Source organism: Thioalkalivibrio sp. AKL9, assembly GCF_000377825.1.
In the GTDB taxonomy this organism is placed as follows: domain Bacteria; phylum Pseudomonadota; class Gammaproteobacteria; order Ectothiorhodospirales; family Ectothiorhodospiraceae; genus Thioalkalivibrio; species Thioalkalivibrio versutus.
This window is the reverse complement of sequence record NZ_KB905115.1, coordinates 1-18,923: the sequence shown is the minus strand read 5'-3', so window position 1 is coordinate 18,923 and position 18,923 is coordinate 1. Positions and strand designations below refer to the sequence as shown.

Here is an 18,923-nt window from a genome sequence, read left to right as displayed (position 1 = left end):
ACTTAATCTACTTGTAGATCAGACGAAGACCACGTCGAACTGTTCCTGGGTGTACAGCGTCTCCACCTGGAAGCGGATCGGAATGCCGACAAAGCTCTGCAACTCGGCCAGGCTGGCGGATTCCTCGTCCAGCAACAGGTCGATCACGTTCTGCGAGGCCAGCACGCGCAGCTCGCGCGCATCGTACTGACGCACCTCGCGCAGGATCTCGCGGAACAGCTCGTAGCACACCGTCTCGGCCGACTTCAGATAGCCACGCCCGCTGCACACCTGGCAGGGCTCGCACATCTGGTGCTCCAGGCTCTCGCGGGTGCGCTTGCGGGTCATCTCCACCAGGCCCAGCGGCGACACGTCGCAGGTCTGGGTCTTCACATGATCGCGTTCCAGGGCCTTTTCCAGCGCGCGGATCACCTGGCGCTTGTGCTCGTCGTCCTGCATGTCGATGAAATCGATAATGATGATCCCGCCGAGATTGCGCAGGCGCAGCTGGCGACCGATCGCCTGCGCGGCCTCCAGATTGGTCTTGAAGATGGTCTCTTCGAGCTTGCGATGGCCGACGAAACCGCCGGTGTTGATGTCCACCGTGGTCATCGCCTCGGTCTGGTCGAAGATCAGGTAGCCACCGGATTTCAGTTCCACCTTGCGCTCTAGGGCACGGTGGATCTCCTCCTCGACGTTGAACAGGTCGAAGATCGGGCGCTCGCCCGGATAGTGTTCGATCCGGCCGATCAGCTCCGGCAGGTAGCGCTCGACGAAGCCGCAGACCTTCTGATAGGTCTCGCGCGAATCGATGCGGATACGCTCGATATCGCCCCCCACCATGTCGCGCAGGATGCGCTCCACCAGCGGCAGATCGGCGTAGACCTCGGTCCCCGGCGGGGCTCCGACAGCCTGCTCCTGCAGGGTATCCCAGACCTTCTTCAGGAACGCCGTGTCGTTATACATGGCCTCGTGGTCGGCCAGCTCTGCGGCCGTGCGCACGATAAAGCCGTGCTGCGGCGCCAGCTCGTCACGCAACTGCTCGATGGATGCACGCAGCCGTGCGCGCACGCCCTCGTCCTCGATGCGCGTACTCACACCGACATTGGACTGGTTCGGCATCAGCACCAGATTGCGCGACGGCAGGGTGATATAGGTGGTAAGCCGCGCGCCCTTGGAGCCCAGCGGGTCCTTGACTGCCTGCACCAGGACCTCCTGCCCCTCGCGCAGCAGCTCGCGGATACCCTCGCGCACCACCGGGGCCGGCGTGCCGGTGCCATTGCCGCCGGCCACGGGCGCCGCAGGGGCGTCGCTGGCAGACGGGCCGTTGCCATTGAGCTCCTCGCGCTCCACCGGGGCCACGTCGGAGGCATGCAGAAAGGCCGTGCGCTCCAGCCCGATATCGACGAAGGCCGCATCCATGCCCGGCAGTACCCGCACCACCCGGCCCTTGTAGATGTTCCCCACGATCCCGCGGCGGCGGGCGCGCTCCAGGTGCAGTTCGGTCAGGACGCCATTTTCCACCAGGGCCACTCGGCTCTCCTGGGGCGTCACATTCATCAGGATCTCGGTTCCGGTCATGCGTTCTTCTTGTTCTTGATGTCACGGGCAGACCGCCGAACCCGCACACGGGCGGGCCGGCGATCAGGGATGTCGGGCTACTTGGTGGCAGCTTCGGCCGCGGCGGCCGCCGGCTCTCCAGTGGACTCCGGCGGCGGCCGCTGGGCGCGCGGCCAGGACTTGATCACCGCATGCACCAGCGTCGCCAGCGGGATGGCAAAGAATACCCCCCAAAGCCCCCAGATGCCGCCGAACACAAACACCGCGGCGATGATCGCCACCGGGTGCAGGTTGACGACCTCCGAAAACAGCAGCGGCACCAGCACGTTGCCGTCGATGAACTGGATCACCCCGTAGGCAATCAGTACCCAGGCGAACTCGGAGCTCAGGCCGAACTGGAAGTATGCGACCGCCGCCACCGGGATGGTCACCACGGCCGCGCCGATGTACGGGACGATGACCGAGATGCCGACCATGAACGACAGCAGTACGGCGTATTCCAGACCGAACCAGTTGAAGGTAAGGAAGGTGACCGCCCAGACGATCACGATCTCGATAAATTTGCCGCGCACGTAGCTGGCGATCTTCAGGTTCACCTCGCGCCAGACCTCGCTGGCCAAGTGGGTGTCCTGCGGCATGAAGCCACGGATCCAGTTCAGGATCAGGTCGCGGTCCTTCAGCATGAAGAACACCATCAGCGGGACCACGATCAGGTAGATCACCACATCCACCAGATGCCGCGCCGAGGACAGGGAGAACGACACCACGCGCTGCCCCAACAGGGTCGCCTCGGCGCGGATGGCCCCCATCAGCTCGAATACCTGATCGTCACTGATCAGTTGCGGGTAGCGCTCGGGCAGCTGCAGCAGCAGGTTCTGGCCCTCGGAGATCATTCCCGGCAGCTCGCGTACCAGCTGGGTCACCTGGGCCGACATCAGCGGCACCACGCTGAACAGCGCCGCCACCGTCAGCGCCAGGAAGGCCAAAAGGACGATGGTGACCGCGAGGATGCGCGGGATGTGCAAAAAGACCAGCTTGCGCACCGCCCCCTCCAGCAGGTAGGCGATGATCAGCGAGGCCAGCAGCGGCGCCAGGATGCGCCCGGCAAAGACGATGATCAGGAATCCCACAAGCAGCAGAAACGCCAGGATCACCACCTGTGGGTCGGTGAAATGGCGCTGGTACCACTGGCGCAGGATATCGATCATCGCGAGGGTTCCCCCGACTCCCCTCCGTTATCGGGATTCGCCTGGCGGGCCGGATCCTGGACGACGGCCTTCTCGTAGTGGGCACGAAAGACCCCCTCCAGCTCGTCGATCACCTCCACCGCCGGGCGCCCCTGCATCACGTGCTGGCCCATCAGGGCCGAGGTCTCGTTCAGCAGTTTGGAGCGATCCAGCATGGGATAGGTCGCGGAAAGCCGGCGCATCGCCTTGATCACCGACTCGCTCTCTGGGCGCGGGATCGGCTCCGGCTCGGGGACCGGTTCCGGCGCGGGGGCCGGCGATTCCTGTTCCAGAAAGCGGGCGAATTTCAGCAGGCTGGCCTGATCCTCGGTCGACAGCCGCGCGGCGATCTCGGCGATCGCCTTGGCCGGGTCTTCCCGGCCTTTCTTGCGCGCACCGCCGAGCACCGACCCGAGATCGCCCCCGGACGGGCTCCCCTCGTTGCCCATGCCCAGGGGTGGAATCATCCCTCGTCCTCGATCTTCAGGCTGAACACCGGCATCTTGCGGCGTTCCTGCATCAGGCCCAGCGTCTTCACCAGGGCCACCAGCACGTCTTCGGTCACCTTCTGCATCTCGCCCCATTCCATGCGCGCCTCGCCCAGGAGCTCGCCCATGTTCGGCGGCGGATTGTGCCGCGCCTCCATGATGATGTCCTCGAGCATCCCGGGCTTCACCTCGGGTCGGAACAGCATGCCATAGGTCAGCTCGTCCGGCCGGATCGCCAGCCAGTCGCCGTCGTCGTCCACCAGGATCGGCTGCACGTCCTCCGGCAGGTCGACGCGGCCGTTGACCAGCTGCAGCACCCGCCGGCCATCCAGGGCCTCGGCCAGTGCGTCGCCTTCCCCGGCCGCGGTCTTGTGCGCGGTCACGAAGCGGGCGCGGTACATCGGGTCCTCGTGCGCCGTGCCACCGGCCTGCTCGGCCACCAGCAGCCCGCCCATACCGACGCCCACCACCGGACGCTTCGAGCGGCGGAAGATATCGATCAGCGACAGCTCGTCCGGGACCTGCGGATTCTCCTCGTGATCCGCCGTCGGCCAGGCGCCGCCCAGCAGCCACAGCCCGTCGAACTGGGCCGCGGAGCCCGGCAGGTCCTGACCCACGAACGGTCGGTAGTAGGAGAAGCCGATGTCGCGCTTCTCCAGCTGCGACTCGATCAGGCCGAGAAACTCGGAATAGGTATGCTGCACCACGCAGTAGTTCTTCATGTCACGTCAATCCTGTTTGAGTTCTGATGCGGGGGCGAGCGGACGCTGACCGGTGCAGTACCCGCGCAGGAACTGCATCAGCACCTCCAGCGTGGGTACGCGGAACTTCTGCCGCGCATGCACCAGCGAGATCGGCCGTTCCAGCGGCGGCGACAGCGGCAACGCCACCAGTTCGCCAAGGGCCAGTTCCTTGGCCACCACCGCCTCGGACAGCACCGAGACCCCCATGCCGGCCACCACCGCGCCCTTGATTGCCTCCGGGCTGCCCAGTTCCATGCAGCCGCGCAGACTGCTGCGGTCGTATCCGGCGCGCCCAAGGTACTCCATGATGACCTCGCGGGTCCCGGAACCCTCCTCGCGGCATATGAATGGGCGTTCGATGAAGTCGGCGACGGTCACCGTGTCGCGCCGGGCCAGCTCGTGTTCCGGCGGCACGATCAGCCGCAGCTGGTCCACCAGACAGGGCTGGACCTGCAGGCTGCGGTGGGTCACCGGGGCCTCGACGATGCCGAGATCGACACTGCCCTCCTCGACCATCACCACGACATTCTCGGTATTGCCCACCCGCAGGCGTATGCCGATATCCGGATGCTCGCGGCGGAATGCGCCCAGCAGCGCCGGCAGCATGTATTCCGCCACCGTGGTACTGGCGCCGATCACCAGCGCCCCGCCGTCCGCGCCCTTCAGTTCGCGCAGCGCGGCCTCCATCTCGCCATAGGTGTCAAAGATGCGTTCGGCATATCGTTGTACCAGCCGTCCGGCATCGGTCAGGGTGACTCGATTGTGGTTGCGGTCGAACAGTCGGGTATCCAGCTGTTCCTCCAACTGGCGCACCTGAAAGGTGACCGCGGGCTGCGTCATGTGCAGCACCTCGGCGGCGCGGGTGAAGGACAGCAACCGTGCCACCGTAAGAAAGACCTGCAAACGCCGATCGGCCATGCCGCTCCGCCAAGTAGAAGGTTCCAGACAATCAGGGAAACCCTGGTCGAGGAATGCTACCAAGCCCCCGCGACCGGCAACAGCGACCACTTCTCGCGACGCGGCGATTCCGGACCGCATACACAAAACCCGACCGTAACGTCTATAAACGAGGCGGCAACCCAATGGCGCAAGCCGAAGGAAGCGAAATGGCGCCGCCTCCGTTTTCCGCCTGGTCGCATGCCCGCTCACAGGGGATCCCCGGAGGCTGGCGACTCGCCGGGGCCGCTGCCGTCCCGCTCCTGATGGCGCTGGTCGCGCTGATCGCTACGAGACCGGCGGCACCTCCACTGCCTACCTCAACTTCATCCTCATCCCGGTGCTGCTGGGGGCCGCCCTGTTCGGGCTGTGGGGCGGGCTGGCCTTCGGGCTGCTGGCGGGGCTGCTCCTGGGTCCGTTCATGCCCCTGGATACCGCCACCGGGGCGGCTCAACCCGCATTGAACTGGCTCACGCGCACCGGCATCTACATCGTCCTCGGGGGATTCTCTGGCTGGCTGTTCGACACCCTGCGCCGCCACTCCGAACGGCTTCTGGAACAGGCCTACAACAATCCGGTTACCGGCCTGCCGAATCGCGAGTCACTGGAACAATACGCCCGGCAACTGATGCACCAGGCCGACGCCCCGCAAGCCGCGGCCACCCGCGTGTTCGTCATCAGCCTGCAGATGGACAACTACCCGGACAGCATTGGCGCCCTGGGCTTCGCCGCCGAGCGTCCGCTGCTGCGATCCATTGCCGAGCGCCTGCAGGCAGTGGCCGAGCCCGCCGGGGCGACCGTGTTCCACATCCACGACGATCACTTCGCCCTGATCCTGCCGCACCGCAGCCGCAAAGAGACCCTCGCCGTCACACGCGCCGCGATCGAATGCCTGCAAACGCCTTTCGAGGTCTTCGAGATCCCGGTCTATCTCGGGGCCCACGCGGGCGTCTCCTCCTTCCCCTTTCACGAGCAGGATGAACCCACCCGACTGCTGACCAAGGCCTGGATGGCGATGCACGAGGCCAGTCACTCGGGGCGCCGCTACCGCAGTTACAACCGCCGCAGCAACGAGCACAGCCTGTACACCGTGGAACTCCTGGGCGAGTTGCAAAGCGCACTGGACGACGGCCAGCTAAGCCTGCACTACCAGCCGAAGGTCAATCTCGCGAGCGATCAGGTGATGGGCCTGGAGGCCCTGCTACGCTGGGAACACCCAGTTCGCGGCCGCATCGCTCCCGACCGGTTCATCCCATCGGCCGAGCGCACCGGACTGATCCACAGCCTCACCGACCGGGTCCTTGATCTCGCACTGGCCGACATCGCCCGCCTGCGCGCCGAAGGCCTGGACATGCCCGTCAGCGTGAACATCTCGGCGCGCAACTTCCTCGACCCCGGATTTGCCGATCGCCTGCTGGAGAAGGTTCGCGTCTCGGGGCTTCCACCCTGCGCCCTGGAACTCGAATTCACCGAGACCGCCCTGATGGCGGACCCGGACGAGGTGATCCGGGCCCTGCGTCGCCTGACCGAGGCCGGACTGGAACTCGCCATCGACGACTTCGGCACCGGTTATTCGTCGCTGGCCTACCTCAAACGCATGCCGGTGACGACTCTCAAGATCGATCAGGCCTTTGTACGGCAAATGCTGGAGCACCCGGTCGACGAGCAGATTACTCGCGCCAGCATCAGCCTGGCCCGGGACCTGGGCCTCAAGGTGGTCGCCGAGGGGGCCGAGGACGCGGCCACCCTGGCGTGGCTGCGCGACTACGGATGCAACGCGGCTCAGGGCTTCGGCATCGCCCGCCCGATGCCACTGGAGGCGATCATCGCCTGGGCCCACGACCGGGGCCTCGTACCCGGCCTGTGCCCGGAGACCGATGAGGGAGCGGCCCTCAAGCGAGCAAACAACCGCTAACCGGCTCGTTCACGTTCACACTCGAACCGATTGGCCTTTCGGGGCACGGCGTCCTGCCCCAAAACCGCCGCGAATGTTCCCGAATTGATCAGCGCCTCCCTTGCACCCGCCCCGGGGCTACGCTATAGTCCGCCGTCTTTCTGGTAGACCCAAATTCCGGAGTCCCCCGATGGCCCGAGTATGTCAGGTGACCGGCAAACGCCCGGCGACCGGTAACAACGTTTCTCACGCTCACCGCAAGACGCGGCGGCGCTTCCTGCCCAATCTGCATTTCCACCGTTTCTGGGTGGAGAGCGAGAACCGCTTCGTACGCCTGCGCCTTAGCTGCAAGGGCATGCGGATTATCGACAAGCGCGGCATCGACGCGGTCCTGGCGGACTGCCGTGCCCGCGGTGAAAAGGTCTAAGGAGGCTTCACGATGGCTGCCAAGTCCGCACGCGACAAGATCCGCCTGGTGTCCTCCGCCGGCACCGGGCACTTCTACACCACGTCCAAGAACAAGCGGAACATGCCCGAGAAGATGGAGATCAAGAAGTTTGATCCCGTCGTCCGCAAGCACGTGATGTACAAGGAAGCCAAGATCAAGTAATCGCGCCTATCGGCTCGATTGCCTGACAGCAGGCGAAAAAAGGCCCGGCCCGCCTACGCGGTTCCGGGCCTTTTTGCGTTGGCGCGAGCGAGAAACGAACCGGCAAACGCATTCGCGTTAGCGCACCGTTTACCACTTGCAATCGGCTCGCGGGGCTCGGGCACGCCTCGCTCAGCGCGCCCGGTCCGCGCTCGAGATCGCCTCGAGCGCGTATGCATCCAGCCATATCCCCCGTTGATGCGGGCTCAGACCGGATCCGGCTGTCCGCCATCCCCTGGCGTCGCGGCACCCTCGGCGGCGGTTTCCGCCCAGCGCGTCATCACGCGGCCCCAGCGGTGAGCCGTCGCCGGGTCCAGTTCGATCTTGGTATAACGCCCGCCATCGCGGATAATGACCCGCAGCAGCGGGACCCCCGAGTCGTGCAGGATCTGGCGCAACTCCACGACTTCTCCAAATGGCGCATCAATCGAATCCATGGTGCTTATGTCCCTCCCGAGCCGGCCTGCCGCACGCAGTCGTGGCCGACCATCCGTTTTTGACCAAGGGAAACACTGATTAATGTACACGCTCGCGTTGGTACCTCAGGTTTTCCGCGACCCGGCGCGTCGAGCAGCGGGGAGTGATGCCACCCGCAAGCGGCGCACCGCAGGATCGGGGAACCCGGGACACCAACCCCGCAAGCGATTGAACACCGAGGCTGGTCCGCCCGTTGTTGACGAAAACGGGCGGACGCACAGCCTTGCGGCCCTCTTGTGCAGACTGACTGCACGGCCATCACCGCGCCTTGTTCGCACGCCAAAGCGACTCGAGCGCGAGCGTGTACATTAATCAGTGTTTCCCTAGCGCAAGCATGCAACCAATTTTTGTCGGCCGGCAACCCATCTTTGACGATCAGGAGAATCTGATCGGCTTCGAGCTCCTGTTTCGCGCCGGGCATCTGGATGCCGCCTCGGTCACCGACGGCGACCTGGCCACCTCCGATCTCCTGCGCAGCGCCTTCATCGACATCGGTCTCCAACACCTGGTCGGCGAACACCTGGCCTTCATCAATCTCACCCGCGGCTTTCTCGAACACGAGGTCATCACCAGCCTGCCTCCGGAACAGATCGTGCTGGAGATCCTCGAGGATATCGAGATCGACGCCGAGGTCATCGCCGCGGTACGCCGACTGAAGGCCCAGGGCTTTCGCATCGCACTGGATGACTACCAGTTTCAGGAGAGCCATTCCGAACTGGTCGAACTGGCCGACCTGGTCAAGCTCGATGTGCTCGCCCTGGGCGGCCAGCGCCTGGAGCAGGAAGTCACCAACCTGGGCGCCTTCGACGTGGAACTGCTGGCCGAAAAGGTCGAAACGGCCGAGGACTATGCGCGCTGTCAGGCCCTTGGCTTCAGCCTGTTCCAGGGCTTTCACCTGTCCTTCCCCCACGTAATCGAGGGACAGCGCCTGGAGAGCCTGGAAGTGGCCCTGCTGCGCCTCCTGCGCGCGCTACAGGCGCCGGATCCGACGCCGGCCGAGCTGGAGGAACTGATCGCCGCCGAGCCCGGGCTCGCCATCCAGCTGCTGCGCATCGCCAACAGCCCGGCCTATCGCGGCTCTCGCCCGACCGATTCGCTCTACAACGCGATCCTGCGCCTGGGCCAGGGGCGCATCAAACGCCTGGCGATGCTGATGGTACTGCGTGGTACCGGCAATCCCACCCACGGGCTCGAGCAGGTCATGATCCGTGCCCGTATGGGCATGCTGATGGCGCGCGCCCTGGGCCTCCACCCCGAGGAGTGCGAGCGCTACTTCACTCTCGGCATGCTCTCCGGGATGGATCGCGTGCTGGGGGTACCGCTGCGACACATCCTGGGAGAACTCCGCCTGTCCACCGAAATGGAACAGGCCCTGACGGAAGGCACAGGACCGCTGGCACCGCTGCTGGCGACCATCGCCGCCTTCGAAGGCCCGACACCCCCGCTGGACAACACGAATGCCCCGGTCCCGGCGCCGGTCTCCAGCCGCCTTTACCTGGAGGCCGTACGCTGGACCGAAGATTTGCTCGCCTCGCTGGCGGAGAACTAGATGCCCCCCCTTACCCTGCGCAGCCAGCTCATGCCGGAAGCCGCCGCCGGCCCCGAAACGGGAATGCACATCCGGCTGCGCGAACCCGCCGGGGTCGACAGCGGACCCGGCCACCTGGAGATCCGCCCGGGCCTGCACCCCCTGGCGCCGGATCACTATGTCGAGTACTGGACCGCCAGCGGCACGCCAACGCCGATCCACGAGGGGCCCGTCCGCCTGCTGGAACACGAGGACGTCCTCTTCGCGACCTGGAGCGGGCCGGATAACGGCCTCCGGGAACAGACCGAACACGCCTACCGCGCCCTGCTGGCCGCCTGCCGAGCGCGCGGCTTCGAGCATTTGGCACGCGTATGGAACTACTTTGGCGACATCCATGCCGAGGAGGACGGGCTGGAACGCTATCAGGCCTTCTGCATGGGCCGCGCCACCGCGCTTGAGACCCTGGAGATCCCGCTGGCCAGCATGCCGGCCGCCACGGCCATCGGGAGCGACCAGCGCCAGCTGGTCATCTACCTGATCGCCACTCGCACCCCGGCCGAGTCCCTGGAGAACCCGCGTCAGGTCAGCGCCTATCATTACCCGGCGCGCTACAGCCCGAAGAGCCCGACCTTCGCCCGCGCGACCCGGCTGGAAACCGCGGACGGCCCACTCATCCTGCTCTCCGGCACCGCCAGCATCGTCGGCCACGAAAGCCGTCACCCCGATGACGTCGTCGCCCAGGCACGCGAGACCCTGGCCAACTTGCGGTCCCTGCATGACACCGCTGGCCACGAACTGCCACGCCCGACCTGGCTGCGCGTCTACCTGCGACATCCGGAAGACCGGCCCAAGGTCGCCGCGGTCCTCGCCGAGCACTACCACGACGTCCATCCGGGGCCGATCGTCCAGTGGGTCCGCGGCGACGTCTGCCGGCGCGAGCTGCTGCTGGAAATCGAGGGCGTGCATGCCTGAACTGCCCGAGGTCGAGACCACCCGGCGCGGGCTCGCCCCCCTGCTGGCCGGGCGCCGCATCACGGCCTTCGAGGTCCGCGAGCCGCGCCTGCGCTGGCCGGTGCCGCCGGAGCTGGTGCAGCAACTGGCCGGCGCCCGGGTCCGCAGCCTGACCCGGCGCGCCAAGTACCTGTTGCTGGAGACCGATCGTACCGGCCTCCTGCTGCATCTCGGGATGTCCGGGAGCCTGCGCCACTGCACGCCCGAGACGCCTTTGCGCCGGCACGATCACCTGACCCTGCACCTGGACAACGGCTACCAGGTTCGCCTGCACGACCCGCGCCGCTTCGGCTGTTGCCTGCCGCTCCCCGAGGGCGCCGGACCCCACGCCTTGCTGGCCGGCCTCGGCCCGGAACCCCTGGACCCGGAATTCGATGGCGACTCCCTGTTCCGCCGCAGCCGCGGCCGCCGGGGCCCGGTCAAGGCCTTCATCATGGACCAGGCGATCGTGGTAGGAGTGGGCAACATCTACGCCACCGAGGCCCTGTTCCTCGCCGGCGTTCGGCCCGGGCGCGCGGCTGGACGTGTCACGCGTGCCGAATACGAGCGCCTGGCAATCCACATCAAGGCGGTGCTGGCGGCGGCCATTGAACAGGGCGGGACCACCCTGCGCGACTTCCTGCACGAGGACGGTACCCACGGCTACTTCCGCCAGTCGCTGCGCGTCTACGGCCGGGCCGGCGAGCCTTGCCCGGTCTGCGCCGAGGTATTGCACACGCGCCGCATCGGCCAGCGCGCCAGCAGCTACTGCCCCACCTGCCAGAAGTAGATCGACCCCACACGGGTCAGCAGAGCGGAAAGGCCGTTGTTCACCGCACCGGCCACGGAACACACGCAGAGAACACCAGGAAAGGATCCGCCACGGTGAGCGACCCGCAACCGCCAGACGGTGGCCGTGCACCGCACAGCGCTGGCGGCCTTACAGATAACGCGAGACGCGCGGCACGGCATCCAGCAGGTGGCGGGTGTAGTCGGCCTGCGGATTGGCCAGCACATCAGCGGTGGCGCCGATCTCCTCCATGCGCCCGTCGTGCATCACCAGCATGCGGTCGGAGAAGTACTCGACCACGCCCATGTCGTGGGTGATGAAGATAATCGCCAGACGTCGCTCCGCGCGTAGCCGGCCCAGGATCTGCAGCACCTCTGCCTGGACGGATACGTCCAGCGCGCTGGTCACCTCGTCGCAGATGATCACGTCCGGGTCCAGCACCAGGGCCCGCGCGATGGCGATACGCTGGCGCTGGCCACCGGAGAACTCGTGCGGATAGCGCCACAGGGTGTCCTCCGGCAACGCCACCTGATCCAGCACCTTCCCGGCCAGCGCAATCCGCTCATCCTGATTGGCGCCGATGCCGTGCACCGCCATCGGCTCGGTCAGCAGCGTCAGCACGTTCAGGCGCGGGTTCAGCGACGAGGCCGGGTCCTGGAACACCACCTGCAGGTGCCGCCGCAGCCGGCGCAACGGCTTGCGTGCCATGTGGGTCAACGACTCGCCCCGGTAGCGGATCTCGCCACCGGTCGGCTCGATCAGGCGCAGGATCGCGCGGCCCAGGGTGGTCTTGCCACAGCCGGACTCCCCCACTACCGCCAGCACCTCGCCATTCTCCAGCTCGAAACTGACGTCATCCACCGCCCGCACCACATCCACCTGGCGACGCATCAGGCCCTTCAGCACCGGGAAGTGCACCTGCAGGCCGGACACCTGCAACAGTGCTTCGCGCCCCGCGCCCGGCACCGGCGGCAGCGGGGGCAGGTTCTCCGGCAGCGCCTGGATCAGCTTGCGGGTGTAGGCGTCCTGCGGAGCGCGCAACAGCGGCAGGCACTCCCCCTGCTCCACCAGGCGCCCCTGGCGCATCACCGCCACGCGGTCGGCCACCGAGGCCACCACGCCGAAGTCGTGGGTGATCAGCAGGACCGCCATGCCGTTCTTCTCGCGCAGGTGGTCGATCAGCTTCAGGATCTCGGCCTGAATGGTGACGTCCAGCGCGGTGGTCGGCTCGTCCGCGATCAGCAGGTCCGGCTCGGCAACCAGGGCCATGGCAATCATCACCCGCTGGCGCTGGCCGCCGGAGAGCTTGTGCGGGTACTCGTCGCGGCGCTGTTCGGGGTTCGGCAACTGCACCTCGCTCAAGACCTCGAGGGTGCGCGCCGCACGCTGCTCCGAACTCATCTGCGGGCGATGCAGGCGCAGCACCTCCTCGATCTGATCGCCCACCTTCAGCACCGGGTTCAGGGAGGTCATCGGCTCCTGGAAGATCATGCCGACGCGGTCGCCGCGCACGTGCTGCATCACCGCGCTGGGAAGCCCCAGCAACTCCTGGCGGCCTTCGCGTCCGGCCAGCCAGGCCTCGCCCGAGGGCCTTTCGAAGCCCGCATCCAGCAGACGCATGATGGCCAGCGCCGTGATCGACTTGCCGGAGCCCGACTCCCCGACCAGGGCAAACAGCTCGCCCTCGCGGATGGCGAAGCTCACATCCTCCACCAGCGCCGCCTCGCCGTCGCGGTGGCGAATCTGCAGATTGCGCACCTCCAGCATGGTCAGCGCACCCCGCCACTGGTGGCGCTGGTGGCCCCGGCCGCCGGGCGCGCACCATCATCGCGATTGGCGGTGCGCGCCGCGGAGCGGGCATGCGGGTCCACTGCGTCACGCAGGGCCTCGCCGATGAGGTTGTAGGCAAACACGGTCAGGAAGATCGCGCCCCCGGGGAAGGCCGCCATCCACCAGTTGAAGGTGGAGCTCTGCACCGCCTGGTTCAGCATCTGGCCCCAGGAGGGGTCATCCACCAGTCCGAGGCCGAGGAACGACAGGGTCGCCTCGGCGAGGATCGCGGAGGCGACGCCAAAACTGGCCGCGACCAGGATCGGGGCGATGCCGTTCGGCAGCATGTGCCGGAACAGGATAGACGGCAGCGACAGCCCCGAGGCGATGGCCCCCTGCACGAAGTCCTGCTGACGCAGGCGCAGGAACTCGGCACGCACATAGCGGGCGTAGCCGGACCATGAGGTCAGGCCGATGATCAGCATCATCAGGTACAGCGAACGGCCGAAGAAGGCGACGAAGGTCAACAGCAGGAACAGCGTCGGGATGGCCTCGAAGATCTCCACCAGGCGCATCCCGATCATGTCCACGATCCCCGAGAAATAGCCCATCAGCCCACCCAGGATCACCCCGATCCCCAGCGCAATCCCGGTCGCGATGAAGCCAATGGAGAGCGCGATGCGCGTGGCGTGGATCATGCGCGAGAGCACGTCGGCGCCGGTATCGTCCGTACCGAACCAGTGCACCCGATCCGGGGACTCGCGCGGGGCCTCCAGCCCGGTATCGGCGTAATCGCGCAGGTAGTCGCGCGGCGAGTACGGGATCGGCGCGCGGATTACCCGCTGATACTCGCCCATCACCTCGGCCTCGCGGTACTGCTCGTGAATCACCAGCGACGGCGGCGACACCGTCTGCCAGGCCACCACGCCCAGCACCGCGCCCAGCACCGCCCAGAGACCGAAGCGCCGCCATGGCCGCCCGGGCAGACGCCAGAAGATCAGTGCCAGCACCAGCAAACCAAACAGGGTGACGTCCGCCGCCGTCAGGTAGCGCAGAAACGGCAGCGCCCACGCGCCGTCGGCAGTCTGCACCAGCAGCGGGTGGGAATTCGCCAGCACCGGCGCGAGGACCGCGACCAAGGTCAGCAGCGCGATCCAGCCAATCCCGAGGCGGGCGCCCCAGCGCAGCAGGATCTCGCCCACCACGCGCCGGGCCCAGGAACGGCTGCGGCGCTCCGCCTGCTGCGCGTTGTGCGCGGTCTCAGTCATAGCTCACCCGCGGATCGACGATGGCGTAGGCCAGATCCGCCAGCAGATAGCCCACCAGGGTCAGCACGCCCGAGATCAGGGTGATCGACAGCACCAGCTCGCGGTCGCGCGTCTGCACGGCTTCCACCGCCAGCTTGCCCATGCCATCAATGGAGAAGATCGCCTCCACGATCACCGAGCCGGCCAGCAGCGAGGGCAGCAGCGTGGCCGACACGGTGATCAGTGGCAGCAGGGAATTGCGGAACACGTGACGCCACAGCACGTCGTGCTCGGCCACCCCCTTGGCGCGCGCCGTACGCGCGTAATCCGAGGTCAGGTTCTCCAGCACCGCCGAACGCGAAAGCTTGGCCAGGAATGCCAGCCCGCCGTAGGACAGGCACAGCACTGGCAATACCAGGTGCCAGGCCCGGTCCAGCAGGAAGCCCGGCACCATATGGCCCGGCGCCAGACCCAGCGCCAGCGCCAGCCCGGCACCCAGCCCCAGGGTGCCCAGATAAAACCCGCGCAGGACGCCCCAATCACTGTGCGCCATCATCCAGCCCACTCCGCCCCCGAGAAGCACGGCCACTGCGGTACTGACCATCCCGGCCGGTGCCAGATCGCGGAACATCAGCCAGCCGCAGACGGCCCCGAGTGCCGCCCCGACTCCGCCGCGGATACGGGCGGGCAGGTAGCGCGCAAGGTAGATCCCCAGCGCCACCCCCAGAAACGGCAGGATCAGCAACAACGGCAACGCCCAGACCACCTCCACCGTGGGCAGGAACGTCATGTCCAGCGCCGCGCGCTGGCTGAGCCCCCCGGTGGGGAACCACTGCCAGAACTGGTCGGAGGCAAAGAAGCCGATCAGCAACACGCCGGCCAGCATGGTGGGCACCGACCACAGGGCCAGCAGCACGACGCCAGACTGCGAATCGAAGGCCTGGCCATGCTGGGTGGCCGCGCGAACCCCCACCGCAACCGCAACGATGTAGATCAGCGGGATGGAGAGTACGTTCAGCAGCAACGTGATCGGCAAGCGTTCGGCCACCAGATCGATCACCGGCCGGCCATAGCGGAAACTGGTGCCCAGATTGGGGACCTTGAAGTGTGGCCAGCCGGTGAGCGAGCCGTCCGCGTCCTGGGCAAATCCGATCGGCGAGATGTTGTTCAGCCAGCGCCCGAACTGCACCGGGGCCGGCTGATCCAGCCCGTAGAGCTGGTTGTAGTAGTCCTCCATCGCCTTCTGTGCCTGGGGCTCCAGGCCCTGCCCTTCGACCAGCGTCAGGGCGCTGATCCCACCGGGCGCGGCCGCCATCACCGCAAACACGACCACGGTGATCCCGAACAGGGTCGGCACCATCAGGAGCATGCGGCGCAGGATGTAGGTCAGCATCGCGTGCGGCGCTCCCCTGCCGCTTCAGCTTCCATGGGCATCGCCGGCTACTGCCCGTACCGCTGCGATTCGAACGGGACGTAGATCTCCAGCGGCACCGCCCCCAGGTTGAGCCCCAGCGCGGTCTGCTCCAGGTTCTGGATGCGTCGGTCGATGAAGGCCAGGGTCTGGCGCCGCATCAGGAAGGTATACGGCTGGTCCTCGTGCAGGATGCGCTCGGCCTCGCGCCAAAGCTCCATGCGCGCGGGCTCGTCCACCTCGCCACGCGCCGCCTCGATCACCGCATCCAGCTCGGGATTCTGGTAGTGGATGAAGTTGTCGCCACCGGAAACCACCTGACTGGAGTGGAACATCTGGTAAATATCCACCTCCACACCGCTGGTCCAGCCCAGGGTGATGGCATCGAAATCCTGGCGGGTGATTTGTTCCAGCATCACCGACCACTCGGTCGGCGACGGGCGCATCTCGATCCCGGCCCGCGCAAAGAGGTCGCGCAGGAACAGCGCGATGCGGCGGGTGTCCTCGTTGTCCTGGAAATACGACAACTCGAAGGAGAACGGCTCGCCGTCCTCGTTGACCAGCACGCCATCGCGATTGCGTTCGCGGAAGCCGGCCTCGGCCAGCAGTTCCAGGGCACGCTCGACATCATAGGGGATCGGATCGATATCCGGATTGTGCTGATCGCTGCGCGGCGAAAACGGAGAGATCGCGCGCTCGGCATACCCCAGCATGACCTCCTCGATCAGCCGGTCAACGTCGGTCAGGTAGCTCATCGCCTTGCGCACCCGCGGGTCGGCGAAACGCGTCGGCTCGCCATCGCGCTGCTGGTTCCAGGCAATGTAGGAATAGCCGGCCGTGGGGCTCATGTACTCGTGGGTATCCGCGCGCTCGCGCAGGGCCTCGTCGTCGCGCAGCCGGGCGTATTCGCGTGGACGCGCCCCGTACACGTCGATATCGCGATTGCGGAAGGTGGTCAGGCGCGCACTGTCATTCTGGATGACCCGCCACACCAGCCGATCCAGCGACGGCTCCACCGGTCCCCAGTAACGCGGGTTGCGCTCCAGTTCGATACGGCCGGCATCCGGGGTCCAGCCGGTCGGATCCTCCATGCGGTAGGGTCCCGACCCCAGCAGGATGCCGCGCGACTCGTTGAAGGTCTCCGGATCCTCCAGGTAGCGCCCATAGAAGTGTTCCGGCAGGACATCTAGGCCGCCCGCCACCCGCATGGCGTCGAAGTATGGCTCCTCGAATACGAACCGCACCGTGCGCGCGTCGACGGCCTCGACCGCCTCGATCTTCTCAAGGAAGGCCCTCGCCCGCGGCACCGCGATGGCGTCGGTCATCAGGAAATCGAAGGTGAAGCGGATATCCTCGGCCGTCAGCGGCTCCCCATCGGAGAACTGCAGCCCCGGGCGCAGGCGGAAGGTCAGCTCGGTACCGGTATCGTCGAACTCCCAGGATTCGGCCAGCAACCCCTGCCACTCCAGCGTCTCCGGGTCGCGCACCACGAGCGACTCCAGCACGTAGTTCTGCACCTCGGAGGCATAGGCATCGGAGGAGACATACGGCGTGATGGTCGCCAGCCCCGTGCCAAAGGCCTGCACCAGCCAGTCACCCTCGGCGTAGTCCTCCTGCTCGGCCGCGCGCGCCGCTCGCCGGAACGCCGAGGGAACGTCGTCCGCCCGCGCGGCACGCTCGCCATCCATCCCGGCGAAGCGCCCGGAGGCCAGGTCGGATTCCAGGCCCTGCAGGCTGCGCCGCAATGCACGGAGGTCCCGGGCCTGCTCGGTCATGGTGTTCTGCATGGAGGCCATGCGTTGCCACTGGCGGTCGATCTGGACCATCACCAGCAACAGCAGGATACCCAGCACGATCAGGGTCACGATCCAACCAAAATGACGACTCACAAGGCCTCCGGGTTGCTGCGGTGGCAGTCCGGCAGGCCCGATTCCGGGACGCCGGGTGGGCGGCCCTGAAGACCGCAAGTGTTCGCACTATAGCAAGCCATTCCCTGCGGCTCATCGGATGCTGGCCGCACTTGCGGCACATCGGTATGATCCCGAAGACAGTCGCGTCCGTCCCCGGTTCCGCTCGCGGTCGGGCGCCGTCGAGACGACCCGCCCGGGTGCGTCGGCACGGATCAGAATCAAGGAGTTTTACATGGGTTTTCTCAAGGGCAAACGCGCACTGATCGTCGGCGTGGCCAGCAACCGCTCCATCGCCTACGGCATTGCCGCGGCCATGCATCGCGAGGGCGCCGAACTCGCCTTCACCTACCAGAACGAACGCCTGCGCGATCGCGTCGAGAAGCTGGTTGCGGATTTCGACTCCGACATCCTCGTGCCCTGTAACGTCGAGGACGATCGCGAGATCGAACAGGTCTTCGAGCACCTGGACAATTACTGGGACGGGGTCGACATCCTGGTGCACTCGGTCGCTTTCGCGCCCAAGGAGCAGCTGGAGGGGGACTTCCTCGACAACATGACCCGCGACGGCTTCCGCATCGCGCACGATGTCAGCTCCTACAGCCTGGCCGCGCTGGCCAAGGCCGGGCGCGGCATGATGAAGGACCGCGACGCCTCCATCCTCACCCTCAGCTATCTGGGCGCCGAGCGCTCGATGCCCAACTACAACGTGATGGGCCTGGCCAAGGCGAGCCTGGAGGCCAATGTGCGTTACCTGGCCTACACCCTGGGGCCGGAAAGCACCCGGGTGAACGCGATCTCCGCGGGTCCGATCCGCACCCTGGCGGCCTCCGGCATCGGCGACTTCAAGCGCATCCTGGATCACGTCCAGGCCAACGCACCGCTGCGCCGGAACGTCACCACGGATCAGGTCGGCAACGCCGGCGCCTTCCTCTGCTCCGATCTTGCCTCCGGGATCACCGGCGAAGTGATGTACGTCGACTCCGGCTACAACACGGTCGGCCTGGGCGCCGCCGAGATCGGCCTCGAAAAATAAGGTTCATCGAGCATTACCGGGGAAGGCTGCGCGGATTTTGAGGAAGAAGTATTCCTGGTCGCGATAGCCATAGGCCCGACGCTTGATGACCTTGATCGTGTTGTTAATGCCCTCGACGACGCTGGTGTTCAGCCGGTGGCGGCAGCGCGAGACGATGCCGGGCAGGTAGGGCTCCAGCAGGCGTGCGAAGCGCTGCAGGGCCTGGATTCCGCTCTCGTGCGCTTGCTGCACCCATTGCCGCCACGCCTGGTGCGTCCGCTCGGGGCTGCGCTGGAACCACAGTCTCTTGAGT

Annotated in this window: 17 protein-coding genes and 1 pseudogene; 7 read left to right on the top strand and 11 right to left on the bottom strand. The window is 66.5% G+C overall.

The genetic code is table 11. The annotated features are described in order from the left end of the window. Nucleotides 1-18 precede the first annotated feature (18 nt). From D573_RS0111520 to D573_RS0111500, 5 genes are all read right to left on the bottom strand, one after another. Nucleotides 19-1,560 (bottom strand): Rne/Rng family ribonuclease, encoded by a 1,542-nt coding sequence (locus D573_RS0111520; protein ID WP_018143931.1) that lies wholly within the window; start codon nt 1,558-1,560, stop codon nt 19-21. A 77-nt stretch (nt 1,561-1,637) separates the two neighbouring features. Continuing rightward, a complete protein-coding gene (locus tag D573_RS0111515) occupies nt 1,638-2,747 on the bottom strand; it encodes an AI-2E family transporter (protein WP_018176058.1) in 1,110 nt (369 codons plus the stop codon). Next, entirely contained in the window at nt 2,744-3,232 is a 489-nt protein-coding gene (locus D573_RS0111510) for a hypothetical protein (protein WP_018176059.1), read from the bottom strand. Before D573_RS0111510 ends, D573_RS0111515 begins: the two co-directional genes overlap by 4 nt. Then, nucleotides 3,229-3,975 (bottom strand): type 1 glutamine amidotransferase, encoded by a 747-nt coding sequence (locus tag D573_RS0111505; RefSeq protein ID WP_018143934.1) that lies wholly within the window; start codon nt 3,973-3,975, stop codon nt 3,229-3,231. The genes D573_RS0111510 and D573_RS0111505 overlap by 4 nt, the downstream gene beginning before the upstream one ends. Before the next feature lie 6 nt (nt 3,976-3,981). Further along, a complete protein-coding gene (locus D573_RS0111500) occupies nt 3,982-4,914 on the bottom strand; it encodes a LysR family transcriptional regulator (RefSeq protein ID WP_018143935.1) in 933 nt (310 codons plus the stop codon). Between the two features lie 188 nt (nt 4,915-5,102). Here D573_RS0111500 and D573_RS0111495 point away from each other — a divergent pair. The 3 genes and pseudogenes from D573_RS0111495 (at nt 5,103) to rpmG (ending at nt 7,436) form a co-directional block, all read left to right on the top strand. Beyond that, nucleotides 5,103-6,847: pseudogene (locus tag D573_RS0111495) on the top strand (putative bifunctional diguanylate cyclase/phosphodiesterase). 169 nt (nt 6,848-7,016) lie between these two features. Next, nucleotides 7,017-7,253 (top strand): 50S ribosomal protein L28, encoded by a 237-nt coding sequence (gene rpmB / locus D573_RS0111490; RefSeq protein WP_018143937.1) that lies wholly within the window; start codon nt 7,017-7,019, stop codon nt 7,251-7,253. Nucleotides 7,254-7,265: 12 nt separating this feature from the next. Further along, a complete protein-coding gene (rpmG, locus tag D573_RS0111485; RefSeq protein WP_017941410.1) occupies nt 7,266-7,436 on the top strand; it encodes a 50S ribosomal protein L33 in 171 nt (56 codons plus the stop codon). Between the two features lie 245 nt (nt 7,437-7,681). Here rpmG and D573_RS0111480 read toward each other — a convergent pair whose 3' ends face one another. Next, nucleotides 7,682-7,912 carry a hypothetical protein gene (locus D573_RS0111480; protein ID WP_018143938.1) on the bottom strand — a complete coding sequence of 77 codons (231 nt, stop codon included), beginning with the start codon at nt 7,910-7,912 and terminating at the stop codon, nt 7,682-7,684. 374 nt (nt 7,913-8,286) lie between these two features. Here D573_RS0111480 and D573_RS0111475 point away from each other — a divergent pair, with 374 nt between their 5' ends. The 3 genes from D573_RS0111475 to mutM are packed head-to-tail and all read left to right on the top strand — an operon-like array spanning nt 8,287 to nt 11,260. Continuing rightward, on the top strand, nt 8,287-9,501 hold the full coding sequence (locus D573_RS0111475) for an EAL and HDOD domain-containing protein (protein ID WP_018938768.1): 1,215 nt from the start codon (nt 8,287-8,289) through the stop codon (nt 9,499-9,501). Beyond that, nucleotides 9,502-10,452: a hypothetical protein gene (locus tag D573_RS0111470; RefSeq protein WP_018938769.1), complete on the top strand. Its 951-nt coding sequence runs from the start codon at nt 9,502-9,504 to the stop codon at nt 10,450-10,452. Then, nucleotides 10,445-11,260, top strand: coding sequence for a bifunctional DNA-formamidopyrimidine glycosylase/DNA-(apurinic or apyrimidinic site) lyase (mutM, locus tag D573_RS0111465; RefSeq protein ID WP_018938770.1), 816 nt, complete (start codon nt 10,445-10,447; stop codon nt 11,258-11,260). The genes D573_RS0111470 and mutM overlap by 8 nt, the downstream gene beginning before the upstream one ends. Nucleotides 11,261-11,410: 150 nt before the next feature. Here mutM and D573_RS0111460 read toward each other — a convergent pair whose 3' ends face one another. The 4 genes from D573_RS0111460 to D573_RS0111445 are packed head-to-tail and all read right to left on the bottom strand — an operon-like array spanning nt 11,411 to nt 17,577. Beyond that, on the bottom strand, nt 11,411-13,027 hold the full coding sequence (locus D573_RS0111460) for an ABC transporter ATP-binding protein (RefSeq protein ID WP_018938771.1): 1,617 nt from the start codon (nt 13,025-13,027) through the stop codon (nt 11,411-11,413). 2 nt (nt 13,028-13,029) lie between these two features. Beyond that, nucleotides 13,030-14,298, bottom strand: a complete 1,269-nt coding sequence (locus D573_RS0111455; protein WP_018938772.1) for an ABC transporter permease — start codon at nt 14,296-14,298, stop codon at nt 13,030-13,032. Next, nucleotides 14,291-15,670, bottom strand: a complete 1,380-nt coding sequence (locus D573_RS0111450) for an ABC transporter permease (protein WP_018143944.1) — start codon at nt 15,668-15,670, stop codon at nt 14,291-14,293. The genes D573_RS0111455 and D573_RS0111450 overlap by 8 nt, the downstream gene beginning before the upstream one ends. 47 nt (nt 15,671-15,717) lie before the next feature. Then, nucleotides 15,718-17,577: a peptide-binding protein gene (locus tag D573_RS0111445; RefSeq protein WP_018938773.1), complete on the bottom strand. Its 1,860-nt coding sequence runs from the start codon at nt 17,575-17,577 to the stop codon at nt 15,718-15,720. A 253-nt stretch (nt 17,578-17,830) separates the two neighbouring features. Between D573_RS0111445 and D573_RS0111440 the strand changes: the two genes are divergently transcribed. Continuing rightward, nucleotides 17,831-18,631: an enoyl-ACP reductase gene (locus D573_RS0111440; protein WP_018938774.1), complete on the top strand. Its 801-nt coding sequence runs from the start codon at nt 17,831-17,833 to the stop codon at nt 18,629-18,631. Nucleotides 18,632-18,634: 3 nt separating this feature from the next. On the opposite strand, the gene D573_RS0111435 is transcribed toward D573_RS0111440, so the two are convergent. Continuing rightward, on the bottom strand, nt 18,635-18,923 hold a 289-nt coding region (locus tag D573_RS0111435), incomplete at its 5' end, for a transposase (RefSeq protein ID WP_018939206.1).